Annotated in this window: 13 protein-coding genes; 4 read left to right on the forward strand and 9 right to left on the reverse strand. The window is 64.0% G+C overall.

Annotated elements, in window-relative coordinates; all coding sequences use genetic code 11:
* Position 1: 1 nt before the first annotated feature.
* The 5 genes from DM868_RS02760 to DM868_RS02780 form a co-directional block, all read right to left on the reverse strand.
* On the reverse strand, positions 2-502 hold the full coding sequence (locus DM868_RS02760; RefSeq protein ID WP_137275320.1) for a DUF7287 family protein: 501 nt from the start codon (positions 500-502) through the stop codon (positions 2-4).
* Entirely contained in the window at positions 499-2,514 is a 2,016-nt protein-coding gene (locus DM868_RS02765; protein WP_137275321.1) for a type II secretion system F family protein, read from the reverse strand. The genes DM868_RS02760 and DM868_RS02765 overlap by 4 nt, the downstream gene beginning before the upstream one ends.
* Positions 2,511-5,240: a type II/IV secretion system ATPase subunit gene (locus tag DM868_RS02770; RefSeq protein ID WP_137275322.1), complete on the reverse strand. Its 2,730-nt coding sequence runs from the start codon at positions 5,238-5,240 to the stop codon at positions 2,511-2,513. Before DM868_RS02770 ends, DM868_RS02765 begins: the two co-directional genes overlap by 4 nt.
* A gap of 92 nt (positions 5,241-5,332) precedes the next feature.
* Positions 5,333-6,475, reverse strand: a complete 1,143-nt coding sequence (locus DM868_RS02775) for a pyridoxal phosphate-dependent aminotransferase (protein WP_137275323.1) — start codon at positions 6,473-6,475, stop codon at positions 5,333-5,335.
* Entirely contained in the window at positions 6,472-6,960 is a 489-nt protein-coding gene (locus DM868_RS02780) for an Lrp/AsnC family transcriptional regulator (protein ID WP_137275324.1), read from the reverse strand. Before DM868_RS02780 ends, DM868_RS02775 begins: the two co-directional genes overlap by 4 nt.
* A gap of 201 nt (positions 6,961-7,161) precedes the next feature.
* On the opposite strand from DM868_RS02780, the gene DM868_RS15005 reads away from it, so the two are divergent.
* The 3 genes from DM868_RS15005 (at position 7,162) to DM868_RS02790 (ending at position 9,245) form a co-directional block, all read left to right on the forward strand.
* A complete protein-coding gene (locus tag DM868_RS15005; protein WP_170964410.1) occupies positions 7,162-7,317 on the forward strand; it encodes a hypothetical protein in 156 nt (51 codons plus the stop codon).
* Positions 7,318-7,383: 66 nt separating this feature from the next.
* Positions 7,384-8,613 (forward strand): MFS transporter, encoded by a 1,230-nt coding sequence (locus DM868_RS02785; protein WP_137275325.1) that lies wholly within the window; start codon positions 7,384-7,386, stop codon positions 8,611-8,613.
* A 44-nt stretch (positions 8,614-8,657) separates the two neighbouring features.
* Positions 8,658-9,245 carry an MBL fold metallo-hydrolase gene (locus DM868_RS02790; protein WP_137275326.1) on the forward strand — a complete coding sequence of 196 codons (588 nt, stop codon included), beginning with the start codon at positions 8,658-8,660 and terminating at the stop codon, positions 9,243-9,245.
* 360 nt (positions 9,246-9,605) lie between these two features.
* Here DM868_RS02790 and DM868_RS02795 read toward each other — a convergent pair whose 3' ends face one another.
* Positions 9,606-10,613, reverse strand: coding sequence for a TIGR04024 family LLM class F420-dependent oxidoreductase (locus DM868_RS02795; protein WP_137275327.1), 1,008 nt, complete (start codon positions 10,611-10,613; stop codon positions 9,606-9,608).
* A gap of 108 nt (positions 10,614-10,721) precedes the next feature.
* Here DM868_RS02795 and DM868_RS02800 point away from each other — a divergent pair, with 108 nt between their 5' ends.
* Complete coding sequence (locus DM868_RS02800) at positions 10,722-11,729, forward strand: pyridoxal phosphate-dependent aminotransferase (RefSeq protein WP_137275328.1); 1,008 nt, start codon at positions 10,722-10,724, stop codon at positions 11,727-11,729.
* Between the two features lie 24 nt (positions 11,730-11,753).
* Here DM868_RS02800 and DM868_RS02805 read toward each other — a convergent pair whose 3' ends face one another.
* The 3 genes from DM868_RS02805 to DM868_RS02815 form a co-directional block, all read right to left on the reverse strand.
* The gene (locus tag DM868_RS02805; protein WP_137275329.1) at positions 11,754-12,512 is read right to left on the reverse strand and encodes a ZIP family metal transporter; all 759 of its coding nucleotides are present in this window, start codon (positions 12,510-12,512) and stop codon (positions 11,754-11,756) included.
* A 118-nt stretch (positions 12,513-12,630) separates the two neighbouring features.
* The gene (gene aroC, locus DM868_RS02810; RefSeq protein ID WP_137275330.1) at positions 12,631-13,818 is read right to left on the reverse strand and encodes a chorismate synthase; all 1,188 of its coding nucleotides are present in this window, start codon (positions 13,816-13,818) and stop codon (positions 12,631-12,633) included.
* A gap of 66 nt (positions 13,819-13,884) precedes the next feature.
* Complete coding sequence (locus DM868_RS02815; RefSeq protein WP_137275331.1) at positions 13,885-14,346, reverse strand: hypothetical protein; 462 nt, start codon at positions 14,344-14,346, stop codon at positions 13,885-13,887.
* Positions 14,347-14,458: the final 112 nt, after the last annotated feature.

A 14,458-nucleotide genomic window follows, 5' to 3' on the forward strand; every position in this document is an offset into this window, starting at 1 on the left:
GCTACCACACCCGAACCGTGAGTCGATACCGGTGGCTGTCGATCGAGATAGTCCGCGCCGCGACGGCAGCGTCGGTCGGCGTCGAATCGTCAGTCTCCCGCTGGAGGTCGCCGGTCGCCCAGCCGGGCGATGCCGGCGTCGAGATCGGGTTCCCGAGTTCGTGGATCGTCACCTCGGCGTGCCGCCCGTCGAGCGAGAGGAGCCCATCGAGATCGTCGAAGTCGGCGGTCGCAGAACAGGTCGCCCCGTCGACGGACTCATCGAAGAGTTCGGCGACACAACCGAGCGCGAGCGTTCCGGGGGCCGCTGTCGAGGTGGCGAGCACGTCGCCCGAGAGCGTCGTCGCCGCTCGATCGGCGACGATGAGCTTCGTCCCCGTCCCACTCGTGAAGGGGTCGAACATCGTGGGCGCGTAGGTGACGACGAAGAGCACGGCGAGGAGGAACACGCCGGTTCCGACAGCGAAATCGAGCGTCGTCTGTCCGCGCGCTCGTCCTCTCATATGAACATGAACACCACCAGCGCGAGCGTCGGCAACACGACGACGAACTTCAGGCTGGCCAGGATGCTCACCTCGCGGATGTAGCCCGCGATGACGCCTGAGATGATCCCCTGTATCGTGACGGCGTGGAAAAACAGCATCGTTAGCTCGTCGATGTCGAGGCCGCCGCCGAATCCGCCGCCGACCCCCGGCGCGCCGCCGCCTCCACCACCGGTGCTGTCGACCAGCGCGGCCATCGTATCGAGGAACTCCACTTTGAGAAGCGCCATCACGCCGAGCAGCGTGACGTACGTCATGATGATGATGACCATCTGCATCCGCGTTCTGGACTTCCGATCGCGTTCGATATCGTCCTGGTTCTCGGAGGCCTGCGCCGCCGTCGAGAGGACCTGGGTGATCTGACTGGAGGCCTCTTGGGCCTTCGAAATGAGTTTGACGGTCCGGGCAAGTCGCGGGATGTGGTATCGGTTGTTGAACTCCCGGAGCGCCGTCCGGAGGCTCGTTCCGTAGTTCACCTTCGCGTACATCATCCGGAACTCGTTCGAGAGTCGTCCTGACGAGGTGTCCGCGACGATCTTCAGCGATTCGAGGATCGTCATCCCGGTGTCGTTGGCGCTCGAGAGCTTCCGGAGGTTGTCCGAGAGGTTGTTGGTGACCCTCCGGCGCGACCGGACGTTCCACTCGTGGAACGCCACGAGCGGGATGAGATTGAGATACAGCGGGAGGTAGACCCACAGAAACGTTCCAAGGATCGGCTCGTCGATCATCCCCTGTACCGAGGTCGGGGCCGCCCCAGCGGTGACCGACACGGTGACGAGCACGAGCGAGGGTGGGAGCGTAATCGCGAGCACCGCCAGGGGGTGATCCCGGAAGAACAGGTGCGGCTGTTTGAGGATCTTGCCCGTGACGTACGTGCCCTCCCGGGACTTGATCCGATCGAAGACCGAGTACCGACCGGCGTACGCCTCGACGAGGCCGAGCGAGAACATGCCGCCGGACCCCTCGGCGGGAGCATCGTCGTCCCCACGGAGGTAGCCATCGCCGACCTCGTCGGCGACGACCGTCGAGACGAGTACCAGAAAGCCGGCTCCGATGAGCGGGATGAGTCCGTAAACCGTACCGTATAGCAGCGTATCCTGTGCCTCACCGAGCATCGACATGATGACGAGGATGATGATGAGAAGCAGCGGGAACAGCGACAGCGTCATGTACATCTCCCCGAAAAGTTCTAGTGTCTCGAGGACGACCTCCTGCTCCTGTTTCGAGGTCCGCATGTGCTTTTCTTTTTGATCCTCCAGGAATCGCTCCATGTCGCCGCCGGAGTTGATGATCGAAAGCATGTCCGTGAGGAACTGGCTCAGCTCATCCGAGGGCGTCTGCATCGCCTGATTCCGGACCGCAGTCCGGTAGTCGGTGTCGAAATACTCGGTCTCGAGGACTATCGACTGGAACTCCTTTGCCACCTCGCCGTAGGTGTCGTCGGCGCGCGCCATCGACTGAAGAATCTCGAGTTGGTTGAGCCCGCCCACCGACAGCGCGTACATGAACGAGACCGAGTCCGAGAGCAGGACGTTGATCTCGCGCTTTCGGGCGTCGGCGTCGAGGTACGGTTTGGCGATCATCCCACCGAACCCCGCTCCGAACCCGATCGAGCCGAAGACGAGCCCGGAGAACACGATCAACAGCGGTAGTTTTAACGAATTGACAATCGAGAGGTACGGCTCCGGAAACGGCAATCCAAGGAGGACGGGCGGCTCGGTGATGACAAGCGTGACGAGTAGCCACCCGAGAAGCGTCCCGAGGAGCCACAGAACGCCGCCCGCGATGAGCCCGATCGCGAGCGATTTCGAGAGATACAACTCGACGGTCTGAGCGATCCGTGCCTCCGCGAGCTTCCGTTCGAGGTTGCCGACGAAGTCGCTCCCGTCGTCGAAGAGTCGCCGGGTGAGCGGGTAACACACGTCGGCGAGGACGTCCATCCACCTCGATCGCGGTGCGGATTCGACGCTCATGGGTCGGTGTCGTCGTCCCCACCAGAGCGGAGATCATCGAGGTTAGGGATGTCCGATCCGTCGGCGGACTCCGATCCAGCGCCGAACGGTGAACCCGGATTGGAGGTAGTGTCCGACCCCGCGTCGACGTCCGACTCGGCGCCGAATCCCGAATCGAGATCGAACTCCGTCCGCAGATCCGATTCCGCGCCGGACTCGAAGCCGTCGTCGGCCGATTCCGATCTGTCGTCGCCGAACCCGCCCACCTCGATGTCGTCAACAGCGTCGATGTCGAGTGCATCGACGATGTCGACCCCGGGCTCGGGGCCGCGATACTCCTCGAGGACCGGATCGGCTCTTTCGAGGATCCTCTTCGTTTCCTCGAGCATCTCCTCGCTCGCGTCCGGTCGCGGGACCATCGCCTCCTTGTCAGGGTCGATGTCGATCTCGACGGACTCCATCTCGCGGAGGTCCTCGAGGGAGCGCTCCAGGTCGTCGGTTGCGATGAGCGTCAGGATTGTCTCGGGGTCGTTGAGGAACGCCTGCAGGGTCGCCGCGACCTGCGTGTACGTGTTTAGTCCCTCGTGAATGAGGTACGCGAGGACGATCTCGCGGACGAGCAGTTCGCTCTCGAGTCGATCGTAGCGCCACCCGCGATCGAAGGCGATCCCGTCGAGGGTGTTTGATTGGCCCATCTTGAGGTACTCGTCCGTCTCCGCCTGCCACTGGTAGACATCCTGGACGTTGATCTCGTCGTTTTCGGGATCGTAGTGGTTGATCTCGGTGAGCGATTTGTTCCGCCTGACCTTATTGTCCTGCACGCGGGTTTGCGTCTGGATCGACACGAGATCCAGCGCGGTGAACATCGTCTTCGAGACGTTGATCGGCTCGGTGGTGAACCGCTTTATCACTTCGCCGACGGAGTCAGCGTGGAACGTCGTCAGCGTGGTGTGGCCGGTGGACATGACCTGAAACAGCGTTCGACCCTCATCGCCCCGGATCTCGCCCATGACGATGTACTCGGGGCGCTGTCGGAGCGCGGCTTCGAGGAGGTCGAACTCGTCGACGTCGCCCTTGTCGTCGTCGCTGAACGACGGGCGGGTGACGCTCGCGATCCAGTTTCGCTGCGGGAGTTCGACCTCGCGGGTGTCCTCGATCGAGACGATCTTCGCCTTGCTCGGGATGAAAAGCGACACCGCGTTCAGCGAGGTGGTCTTCCCGGACGCCGTCCCGCCGGCGAAGACGACCGACTTCTGGTTTTCGATGCAGAGCCAGAGGAAGGCCATCTCGTCGAGCGAGAAGGTGTTCCAGTTGATCAGGTCGATCGGCGTGAACGGGACGTCCTTGAACTGCCGGATCGTGTAGTTGGTTCCGTGGTCTGAGACCTCGCGGCCGAGCGTGAGCTGGGCCCGCGAGCCGTCCGGCAGCGTCGCGTCGACCTGCGGGCTCCGCTTCGAGATCCCTTTTCCGGACCGCTGAGCGAGTTTGACGACGAACTCGTCGAGTTCATCTTCGCCGTGATAGACGTTCGAGATGATCTGTTCGTACTCGGAGTGGTAGACGAACACCGGGGAGTTGTATCCGTCACAGGAGATGTCCTCGACGTTGATGTCGTGTTTGATGCCGTCGATCCGCTCGAAGCCGACGAAATCACGTTTGAGATAGTAAGAGAGCTTCTCGATCTGGTGCTCCGTGAGCGTTGGGGAATCCTCCTCCATGAGCGCGGGCTCGGGACGGACCGAAATACCCTGTAGCTCCTGTGGCCCGTCCTCGGCGTCCTCCTCCTCGCAGCCGAATCCGACGAGGTCGCGGGCCGAATCGAGCAGGCCGCCGGAGTCCGGACGAGCTTCCTCGGCGTACAGTCCATACCGTTCGAGGAGCGTGTGCGTCTCGGTCTCGATCACCTCGGCTCTAGCGTCAGAATCGCCCTGAACGACGACGTCGTCGTCGGAGTACTTAATCGCGGTCTTGAGCTTCCCGACGAGGAACTCCCGCAGCTCGGACTCGATGTCGGTGAGATACGGGTCGACGAGGTAGTACTTCTTCTCGTTCTCCTTTTCGGAGTGAAAGATGACCACGAACGCGTACGGCTTGTGAACCCAGTACCGGTCGACCTCGCGGAAGTGTCCCTTTTTTTCGCTCGGGACGGCTTTCTCCAGATCGTACCGGGTGACGACGGTGGTGGTCCCGTCGGCGTTCGAAAAAAACTCGTCCTCGTCGAGATCGGGGTCGACACGGACGGTGCGTTCGTCTTCGATCTCTGCGAGCAGTTCGGACGCAGTTGCGCCGCTCCCGAGTCGTGGTTCCGTCTCGGCCGGGTCGAACCCGAGATACGGTTCGGGGTCGAAGGGTACCACCTCGGATGGCTTTCCCTCCTCGGGCGGATTCCCCTCCTCGTCGTAGTAGTACTCGCGCTTGAACGCCTCCCAGCCGTAGCGGCCGACGGTGACAGGTGGCAGGAGATCGTCCTCGTCTTCGGTATCCGTGTCGTCCTCGGCGTCGTCTTCGGTGTCGGAGTCAGAGTGGGACTGTATATCGGTATCGGGGTCGATCGCAGCGGAATCGGCGTCGGTGTTTTCGTCAGTATCTTCGTCAACGTCTTGGTCGATGCCCGCAGCGGCGTCCGCGTCGGGGTCGTCGGAGACAGTCGAAGACGTCCCCTCCTCGGTCGATTCGGACGCCGGTCCCTCGCCGGTTTCGGGGAGCGAGTTCCCGTCGGCTCCCTCGTCCGAATCGTTAGTCGCCATTATGCTCGTTGTTCACCGTCTCGTTGAAAAAGGGTTGACTCGGAATCGATACGTGAGTCGTTCAAAAGGCGGTGTTTTACTCGACTTCGACGCTACGAAACGAAGCGTTCGAGGCGATCCATCGCCTCTTTGAGATCACTGAGGCCGGTCGCATAGGAGGCCCGGAGGTGACCATCAGCGCCGACGCCGAAGGCGTTACCGGGCACCATCGCGACGGACTCGGCTTCGAGGAGATCCTCGGCGAACTGCTCGGCGTCGTCGCCCGGGCACTCCGGGAAGACGTAGAACGCGCCGGTCGCCTCGAAGCAGTCGATCCCCATCTCCGAAAAGCGCGAGAGCACGAACCGGCGACGGCGGTCGTACTGGGTCCGCATATCGACGACGTCCTCCCGACAGTTGCGAAGCGCCTCGATGCCGGCGTGTTGGGCCGTCGTCGGGGCCGAGAGCATCGTGTACTGATGGACCCGGTTCATCGCGGCGATGGCGTGCTCGGGCCCCAGCGCATAGCCGAGTCGGAGCCCGGTCATCGCGTGGGACTTCGAAAAGCCGTTGAACACGACCGTTCGCTCGCGCATCCCGTCGAACTCGGCGATCGAGACGTGGTCGCCCTCGTAGGTGAGGTCCGCGTAGATCTCGTCGGCGAGGACCGCGACGTCGTGTTCGAGACAGAAGTCGGCGACTGCGGCGAGTTCCTCGCGGTTCATCGTCGCCCCCGTCGGATTGTTCGGATAGCAGTAGACGAGCAGGTCGGCCACCTCCGCGCCGGCCGCCGAGAGAACCTCCGGGGTGAGTTTGAACTCGTCCTCGACGCGTGTGGGGACGTCGAGCACCTCGCCGCCCGAGAACGTGACACCGGGGACGTACGAGACGTACGACGGCTGCGCGACGGCGACGGTGTCGCCGGGATCGACCAGCGCGCGGAACGCGAGGTCGATCGCCTCGCTCGCACCGGCGGTGACCAGGATCTCGGTGTCCGGGTCGTACTCGAGGTTCCACCGTCGCACGTCCGACGCGATCTCCTCGCGGAGTTCGCGCTTGCCTCGATTGGCGGTGTAGGACGTTTGCCCGCGTTCGAGCGAGGTGATCGCGGCCTCGCGAGCGGACCACGGCGTGGAGAAGTCCGGCTCGCCGACCCCCAACGAGATGACGTCGTCCATCTCCTCTGCGAGTTCGAAAAAGCGGCGGATCCCCGACGGCGGCACGTCCACGACCCGCTCGGACGGCGTCAGGCTCATGGCGTGACCGAGAGACGATCGTCGTCGTCCCCGTCGTCGAAACGATGACCGCTCTGTTTGTACGTCTCCATGATGTAGTGGGTGACCGTCTGGGTGATCTCCGGCAGCGGGGCGACCTTGTCGCTGATGAACCGGGACACCTCGCGCATGTTCTCACCCTCGACTTCGAGGGCGAAATCGTAGTCGCCGGAGACGAGCCGGAGCCCCTGCACTTCGCGGAACCCGGCGACGCGTTCGGCGACATCGCGGTAGCTGGTCTCGCGATCCAACGTGACGTTGAGTTCGACGTGCGCCTGCACGCGGTCGTCGCTGACCGCGTCCCAATCGACGACTGCCGTGTACCCCTGGATGATACCGTCTGCTTCGAGCTCCGCGATCGTCTCCTCGACTGTTGCCTCCGAGAGATCGGTGAGTCGAGCGAGATCTGACGTCTCGTATCGGGCGTTCTCACACAGAAGCTCCAACAGTTCGTCGGCGTGCTCCATACAGAATACGAACGCAGCGCCAACTAAAACGTTGCGAGCCACCGTGGGGTAGTCGAGGCCCGAACACGCGGCAGTATTAATATAATGATCTATAATACAGTTTGAAATATAATGTCATTGGTTGATATATTATCTCTCGATACTATTATAATCTCCACGATCGTCAGTGTGGATATGAAACAGCACGCGTTGCAGACCGCGATGGCACTGTACGAAGGCGAGACACTGGATCTGCAGACGGCGGCCAGCCAAGCTGGCGTCACCCCCGATCGTCTTCGCCGTGCCGTCCGTCGCGCCGGGGGCACGGTCGTGCCCACCAGAACATCCGTCGAACGGGTGTCCGTTACTGCCCACTAGATCGGATCGACCTGGCCCCGACACGGAGATCCGAAGCGATTTGTCCGGCCGTTTCGAACGACCGTCGTGACACGCCGACCGGTCCAGTTCGTCATCGGGCTCGTCGCCGGCTCTCACGTCGTTAACCACGCGTACATGCTGCTTTTCGCGCCGGCCTTTCCCCTCCTGCGCGCCGAGTTCGGCGTCTCGCTCGCCGCGGTGGGCCTCTCACTCGGGGTGGTGAACATGGCTGTCACGGCCGGCCAGCTCCCGCTCGGGTACGTCTCCGATACGTACAGCCACACGGCCGTTCTCGTCGGCTCGCTCGTTGTCGGTACCGTCGGCTGCGTCCTCGCTGCGATCGCGCCGACCTACGAGTGGCTCATCGCCTCGGCCGTCGTCATCGGTCTCGGCGTCTCGGGTCACCACCCAGCGCACTACCCGCTCATCGCGGCGGCGACCACCGACGAATACCGATCGCGCGCGTACAGTATTCACGGATTCGCCGGTGCGCTCGGACTGGCGCTCCCGTTTGCCGTCGTGTCGGCGGCGGTCGCCATCGGACTCGGGTGGCGAGCGGCGGTCGCGGCGGTCGCGGCGCTGGGCCTCGTATACACTCTCCTGACGGTACTCGCGGTTCGACGAATCCCGCGCTCGATCTCCCACGCGGGGGCGGACGCGCGAGCGGCCGACGAGACCGGATCGTCGGACGAAGAGACGCTCAGCGGTCGGCTCGGAAGCTACGGCCGAACGCTCGTCTCGTCGCCGCTCGTCCTGCTTCTCACCGCGCTGTGGTTCGTCAATAGCGTCTCGATCTGGGGAATCCGAACCTACGCCGCGACGCTGTTGGATCTCGGATACGGCCTCTCGGCCGGCGCTGCCAACACCGTCGTGACCGCGATGCTCGTCATCGGGGCGGTCGTGCTGCTTGGCGGCGGGTACCTCGCCGATCGAGTCGGGCCGATGGCGATGCTGTTCGTCGGGTATAGTGCGCTCGTCGCGCTCACGACGGTGGTCGGGATCGGACGGCTACCCATGTTGGCCGCGGTCGCTGCCGTCTCGCTTCTGGCGGCGACGGTCGATCTCTCCCGCCCAGCACGGGCGACCCTGACCGACATGGCATCGCAGCGGACGGATGTCGGAAAGAACTTCGCGCTCATCACGCTCGGGATCTCGGCCGGTGGCGTGGTCGCCCCGCCGGTGTTCGGCTACGTCATCGAAACGGTCGGCGTCGGTGCCGCGTTCGTCGCGATCGCCGCAGTCGCCGCATCCGCCCTCGGTCTCTCCGTTCCGATCGCGCGGCTCCGCTCGGCGTAACCGTCAGTGGAAACACAAAAGCGGACTGGCTCGATACCCATCGTATGCCCACCGTTCGAAACATCGCGCGCGGCGTCCACTCGTTCACCAGCAACGCCTTTCTCGTCGAGGGCGACAGGACCGTCCTCGTCGACGCCGGGAGCAACTTCGACGCCGTCGATCGGATCGGCGACGCGGTCGACGCGCTCGATGCGATCGTCCTCACGCACACACATCCGGATCACATCGGCAACGTCGAATCGGTCGTCGACGCGTTCGAGGTGGCCGTCTGGGGGTTCGACCCAGACCGCGACCTCGTCGATCACGCGATCGCCGACGGGGACGCCGTGGCGATCGGCGACGACCGCTACGACGTACTCCACACGCCCGGCCACAAGAACGACCACGTCTGTTTGCACTCGCCGGCCGCTGGCACGCTCTTCGCGGGCGATCTGGTGTTCGCCAACGGCGGCTTCGGTCGGACGGATCTGCCGGAGGGCGACCACACCAAACTGATCGAAAGCATCGAGTACCTGCTGTCGGCGGTCGACGGCTCGCTCTCGACGATGTATGTCGGGCACGGTCCCACTGTCGACGCCGACCCGATTCACCACGTCGAACTCGCGCTGCAAGCGGCTCGAATGAGCAACTAAAGGCACAAGTGCCCACACTGCGTTTCTGGGATTGTCGTTGCGGTGGTTCTTCATCGTGATTGACTGTCCGCAAACTGGCAGTTGACTTGGTCTTTGCCTCATCAAAAAGTAAGCCTTCGGACAACCAGACCGACGTTAAACAATCAGGTACCTCCGAGTCCCTACGGAATAGGAGTAACGGGGGCGTGGCACTCCCATCGGCACGTCGGGTCGTAAACGTACGTTCCCAAACCAGCGCATTGCGGTGCGGGCGTGGGAAGCCCCGCCGTCTCCCGCGGGGCGAACGGTGGTCGCCGAGACGCACGCGACGAAGCGGCGGCGCAGCGGAAGATGATACATCCACCCGGATCCACGGGCGTCTCAGGGCGCGAGCGCGTCGAGCGTCCGCCGTCGCTCGTCTTCGTCCATTCCGTCGAAGAACCCGATCTGCACCGCGTCGACTGCGTCGATCGCCTCGAAGCGCTCGATCAGTTCGTTCGCGCGCTCGGGCGTTCCGGCGGCGGCTACCTGATCCAACAGTTCGTCGGGGACCGCGGCGATCGCCTCGGCTTTGTCGCCGTCGAGCCACGTTTCGCGGACGGTCTCCGCCACGTCCTCCCACCCGGCGTCGGCGATCGCCTGCCGGTAGAAGGGTCCGTACAGCGCGATCATGAACGCGACCTGCGACCGGGCGTAGTCACGCGCCGTCTCGCCGTCGTCGAGCGCACAGCATCGGATCGTGTAGGCGACTCGGATGTCGTCGACGCTTCTGTCTCCGAGTTCCGCCCCGCGCTCGAGGTCGTCGAGTCGGTCGATGAAGCCGTCGTAGGGGATGAGTTGGGGGACCCACCCGTCGGCGAATCGCCCCGCCATCTCGGTCGATTTCGGGCCGAGGGCAGCGACGTCGACGGGGGCCGGCTCATCGGGGGGCTCACAGCTCAGCGCCAGCCCGTCGGGCGTGTAGATATCGCCGTCGTACTCGAGGCGCTCGCCGGATTGGACCTGCCGCACGATCTCGACCGCCTCGCGGATCCGACGGAGCGGCCGGTCGAACTCGAGCCCATGCCACTGCTCGGCCAGCGCCGGCGAGGATGCGCCGATCCGAAGTCTGTATCGGCCGCCGCTCAGTTCCTGCATCGTCACGGCGGTCTGGCCGATGAGCGACGGCGACCGCGAATACGGCGATATCACGTCGTTCGTGATGCCGATCTCGTCGGTTTCGCGGGCGATGGCTCCAAGGATCATCGGGACGTTCCAGCCGGTCGTCTCCCCGGTCGTCACGAAGCCGTAGTCGAGGTCCTCGGCGTACTGGGCGAGTTCGACGGGACCCGACACGTCGTCGTACTGGCCGAACGGTAACACCACGTCGCGGCTCGTCTGTGATGACATAGCTCGGCATTCAGCGGCTCGCTACATCAAACCAGCCATCCGAATCGCCGCGCCGGTCGCCCCGGAGTTCGGGACTAGCTACTTGCTACCAGCCACCAATGTATGCGTATGGACGACCCATCGACGATCGAGAAGGGGGGTGGAACGTTCCAGGGGATCAAACTGCTGCTCTGTGAGAACCCGTTACCGCCGATCGAGGCCGCTATCGACGCCGCTGTCGACGAAGTGCCGAGGAGCAACTACTACACGGAACCGCACTCGAAGCCGCTTCGGACGCTCCTCGCCGAGAAGCTCGACGTCCCCGAGGAGAACCTCCACGTCAACGCCGGTTCGGAGTTGATCTTGCGACAGCTGTTCGATCGCTTCGGAAAACACGTCCACTTACTCACCCCGACGTACCCGCTGTTTCCGGAGATCGCCGAACGCTACACCGAAACCCGACTCCGGCCCGAAGACGACTTTCGGTACGATCTCGGTCGACTCGAAGTGCCGGACGGGACCACGCTGGCAGTCATCGTCAATCCGAACAATCCGAACGGCGGGACGTTCGACATGGCGCGGCTCCCGGCACTGCTCGAGGGCCACCCCGACACCCGCTTTCTCGTCGACGAGGCGTTCATCGACGTGGCGGGCGAATCCGTCGTCGATCTGGTCCCTCGCCACCGGAACCTGCTGGTCACGCGAACGCTCTCGAAAGCGCACAGCCTGGCGGGCTTTCGGGTCGGGTACGGCGTCTTTCCGAAATCGGTCGCCGCGGAGTTCGATCGACGTAACGACGCCTACCCGCTCACCCGTCCGAGTCAAGCGGCCGCGGTCGCGACGCTACGGCACGAGGAGACGATTCGCGATCGGATCGACCGGTTGCGCGCGTGGCGAGAGGAGTTCGCAACGGAGATCGAGGCGTTGGGCGTTCGGACGTTCCCGTCCGAGACGTATTTTTTCCTCGCGGATTTCGCCCCTCACGACGCGAGCGAGATCGCCTCGAAGATCCGCGAGCGAGATATCTACGTCAAGCCGCTCGACGACGCGCGTCTCGGGTCGGGGTTCATGCGACTTACGACGGCCAGACCTGCGGAGAATCGGCAGGTGCTGTCCGCGCTCGAAGAGTTGCTGTGAACGACCGTCGAAACGCCCGCCCCGTCACCCGATCGCACCGCGAAGCAGCCGCACGCCGAGCATGAGCGCGATACCGACGAGGAAGACGAGAAAGTACAGCGTCGATCGGATCACGTTCGCCTCCGATTTGATCTCGGGGATCAGATCGGAGCTCGCGATATAGATGAAGTTCCCCGCCGCGAACGGGAGGAGGACCACCGGCAGCCCGGTGAGCACGTCGTTGAGCCAGAAGCCGACGATCCCGCCAAGGATGACTGTCGACTGCGTCGCGTAGTTGAGAACGAGCGCCCGACGCCGCTCGAACCCGCCGTAGACGAGGACGCCAAAGTCACCGATCTCCTGTGGGATCTCGTGTAACGCGATGGCCAGCGTCGTGACGACCCCCAGCGGCGTCCCGACAAGGAACGCGCCGGCGATGACGAGGCCGTCGATGAAGTTGTGCAACGTATCGGAGACCAACACGAGATACGAAACCGGCTTGCGTTCGTGCGAAGCCGAGTGGTGGTGCTGCCAGTGGAGAAACTGTTCGAGCACGTAAAATAGACAGAAGCCACCGAGGAGGTACAGAAACAGCGGTAGCGTATCGGCGGTCCCGGCTTCGGCGATCGCCCGGGGGAGGAGGTGAATGAACGCCCCGCCGAGGAGGCTGCCGGCGGCCAGCGCGACCAGTCCCAACAGGACCTTGTCGAGCAACTCCTCGCGGAAGAACAGCGTCAAAACGCCGACCCACGCGGTAAGGCTGATCCCGATCGTCGACCCGATGATCCATTCCAGCGGCCCCATCCGACGACTGGTTCGCAGTAAGCGGTATAAACGGTGTAGGCGAGTTATCCATCAGCGAGAACGAGACTGTGCGGTACCGTGACCGACCGCTCACGCGGCCGTGCCGTTCGCGGTCGGTCTACTCGTTTCGCGGGCTCGATGGGTGGTAGTCGGTGTCGTACTCGCCCGGACGATCGTCGATCCGATCGGGATTGATCCGGCCGCCCAACAGCATGAAGTCGAGCACGGTCAGGTACAGCATCGCCTCGACGACCGGGACGCCGCGCGGTGGCAACACGGGGTCGTGGCGGCCGATGACCTGCGCGTCGTCGACGATCTCGCCGGTCTCCCAGTCGGCGGTCTGTTGGGCTTTGGGAATCGAAGTCGGCGCGTGCCACGTCGCCTCGCCCCAGATCGGCTGGCCGGTCGTGATGCCGCCCTGCAGGCCGCCGTGGTCGTTGCCGACGGGCACGGGGTCGCCCGCCTCGCTGACCGTGTCGGGGTGGTCGCCCTCGTCGAACGTCCAGTCGTCGTTTCTGTCGGAGCCGGCGACCGTCCGGGCGTCTGCGCCTAAGCCGAACTCGACGTGCGTCGTGGCGGGGACGGAGAACAGCGCCTGCCCGAGCCGCGACGGGAACGAGTCGAACCGCGGCGCGCCGAGGCCGCGGGGGACGCCGCGGACCTCGAAGGCGATCGAGCCGCCGATCGAATCGCCCGCTTTCTGATACTCGTCGATCAGCTCGCGCATGCGCTCGGCCGTCTCGGGGTGGGCGCACCGAACGTCGTTCTCCTCGGTGTGTTCAAGCATCTCCTCGAAGCTCACGTCGGGCGCTTCGATATCGCCGATCTGGTTGACGTGAGCTTTGATCTGTACGTCGTGGTCGGACTGGTCGAGCACCTGCTGGGCGACCGCGCCCGCGGCGACCCAGTTGACCGTTTCGCGCGCAGAGGAGCGACCACCGCCGCCCCAGTTCCGGGTTCCGAACTTCGCGGAGTAGGTAAAATCGCCGTGGCTCGGCCTCGGCGCCGTGATGAACGGCTCATACTTGCCCGAGCGGGCGTCCTTGTTCTGGATGACCATCCCGATCGGCGTCCCGGTCGTGTAGCCGTCCTGCGTGCCGGAGTTGACCGTCACCTCGTCGGGTTCGCCGCGGCTCGTCGTGATCTTCGATTGGCCGGGCTTTCGCCGGTCGAGTTCGTGCTGAATCGAGTCCTCGCCGAGTTCGACGCCGGCCGGACAGCCCGAGACCGTGACGCCCATCGCCTCGCCGTGGCTCTCGCCGTAGGTCGTCACCTGAAAGAGCTGACCGAATCGATTTCCGTTCATTACCGGACCGTACGGACGGGGACGGTTTAGGTTTTCTACTCGTGAGATCCGACGAGCGCCGGACGCTCACTCGCCGGTCGCCATCATCCCGCGTCGAACGGTCATGATGAGGCCGCTGGCGAGCATGATGACGGCGATGGCAACCATCCCCGCGTCGGCACCCATCATCGCCATCTCGCTGGCGGGAGCCATCCCGTCCATTCGCATGCTCGATGAACCCATTCCATCCATCCCACCGCCGCCCATCCCCGCGACCGTCCAACTCATCGAGAGCCGAAGCTGATTGAGGAGCATGAGTCCCGCGTAGCCGAGCATGAGCGGACCGCTCGCAGCGCCGAGCCGGGTCGCGGTGGGAGTCAGCAGAACAATCCCGTGGGCGATGACCACGAGACCGAGCGCGAGCATGAACCACGCGCCCGTGCTCATCTGCGCTCCGGAAACCGAGAAATACGCCGAGTAGAGTCCCGAAACGATCGCGATCGTCGCACCGTACAGTTGCATCGTCGAGAGCGAGGCCGAGTCGTTCATCGCTGGCGAATCGGTCAGCGGAGTCAAAATCGTTGTGCAGTCGTGTGCCGCGAGAGCGAACACGCCACGTGACGACCGACGCGCTTATCACAGTGGAACCGATACCTTGTGA

The sequence above is a fragment of the Natronomonas salsuginis genome, from assembly GCF_005239135.1.
GTDB classification, from domain to species: domain Archaea; phylum Halobacteriota; class Halobacteria; order Halobacteriales; family Haloarculaceae; genus Natronomonas; species Natronomonas salsuginis.

Coding starts and splice junctions, on each gene's coding strand:
- DM868_RS02760 (WP_137275320.1), bottom strand. CDS start 502: ATGAGAGGACGAGCGCGCGGACAGACGACGCTCGATTTCGCTGTCGGA.
- DM868_RS02765 (WP_137275321.1), bottom strand. CDS start 2,514: ATGAGCGTCGAATCCGCACCGCGATCGAGGTGGATGGACGTCCTCGCC.
- DM868_RS02770 (WP_137275322.1), bottom strand. CDS start 5,240: ATGGCGACTAACGATTCGGACGAGGGAGCCGACGGGAACTCGCTCCCC.
- DM868_RS02775 (WP_137275323.1), bottom strand. CDS start 6,475: ATGAGCCTGACGCCGTCCGAGCGGGTCGTGGACGTGCCGCCGTCGGGG.
- DM868_RS02780 (WP_137275324.1), bottom strand. CDS start 6,960: ATGGAGCACGCCGACGAACTGTTGGAGCTTCTGTGTGAGAACGCCCGA.
- DM868_RS15005 (WP_170964410.1), top strand. CDS start 7,162: ATGGCACTGTACGAAGGCGAGACACTGGATCTGCAGACGGCGGCCAGC.
- DM868_RS02790 (WP_137275326.1), top strand. CDS start 8,658: ATGCCCACCGTTCGAAACATCGCGCGCGGCGTCCACTCGTTCACCAGC.
- DM868_RS02795 (WP_137275327.1), bottom strand. CDS start 10,613: ATGTCATCACAGACGAGCCGCGACGTGGTGTTACCGTTCGGCCAGTAC.
- DM868_RS02800 (WP_137275328.1), top strand. CDS start 10,722: ATGGACGACCCATCGACGATCGAGAAGGGGGGTGGAACGTTCCAGGGG.
- DM868_RS02805 (WP_137275329.1), bottom strand. CDS start 12,512: ATGGGGCCGCTGGAATGGATCATCGGGTCGACGATCGGGATCAGCCTT.
- aroC (WP_137275330.1), bottom strand. CDS start 13,818: ATGAACGGAAATCGATTCGGTCAGCTCTTTCAGGTGACGACCTACGGC.
- DM868_RS02815 (WP_137275331.1), bottom strand. CDS start 14,346: ATGAACGACTCGGCCTCGCTCTCGACGATGCAACTGTACGGTGCGACG.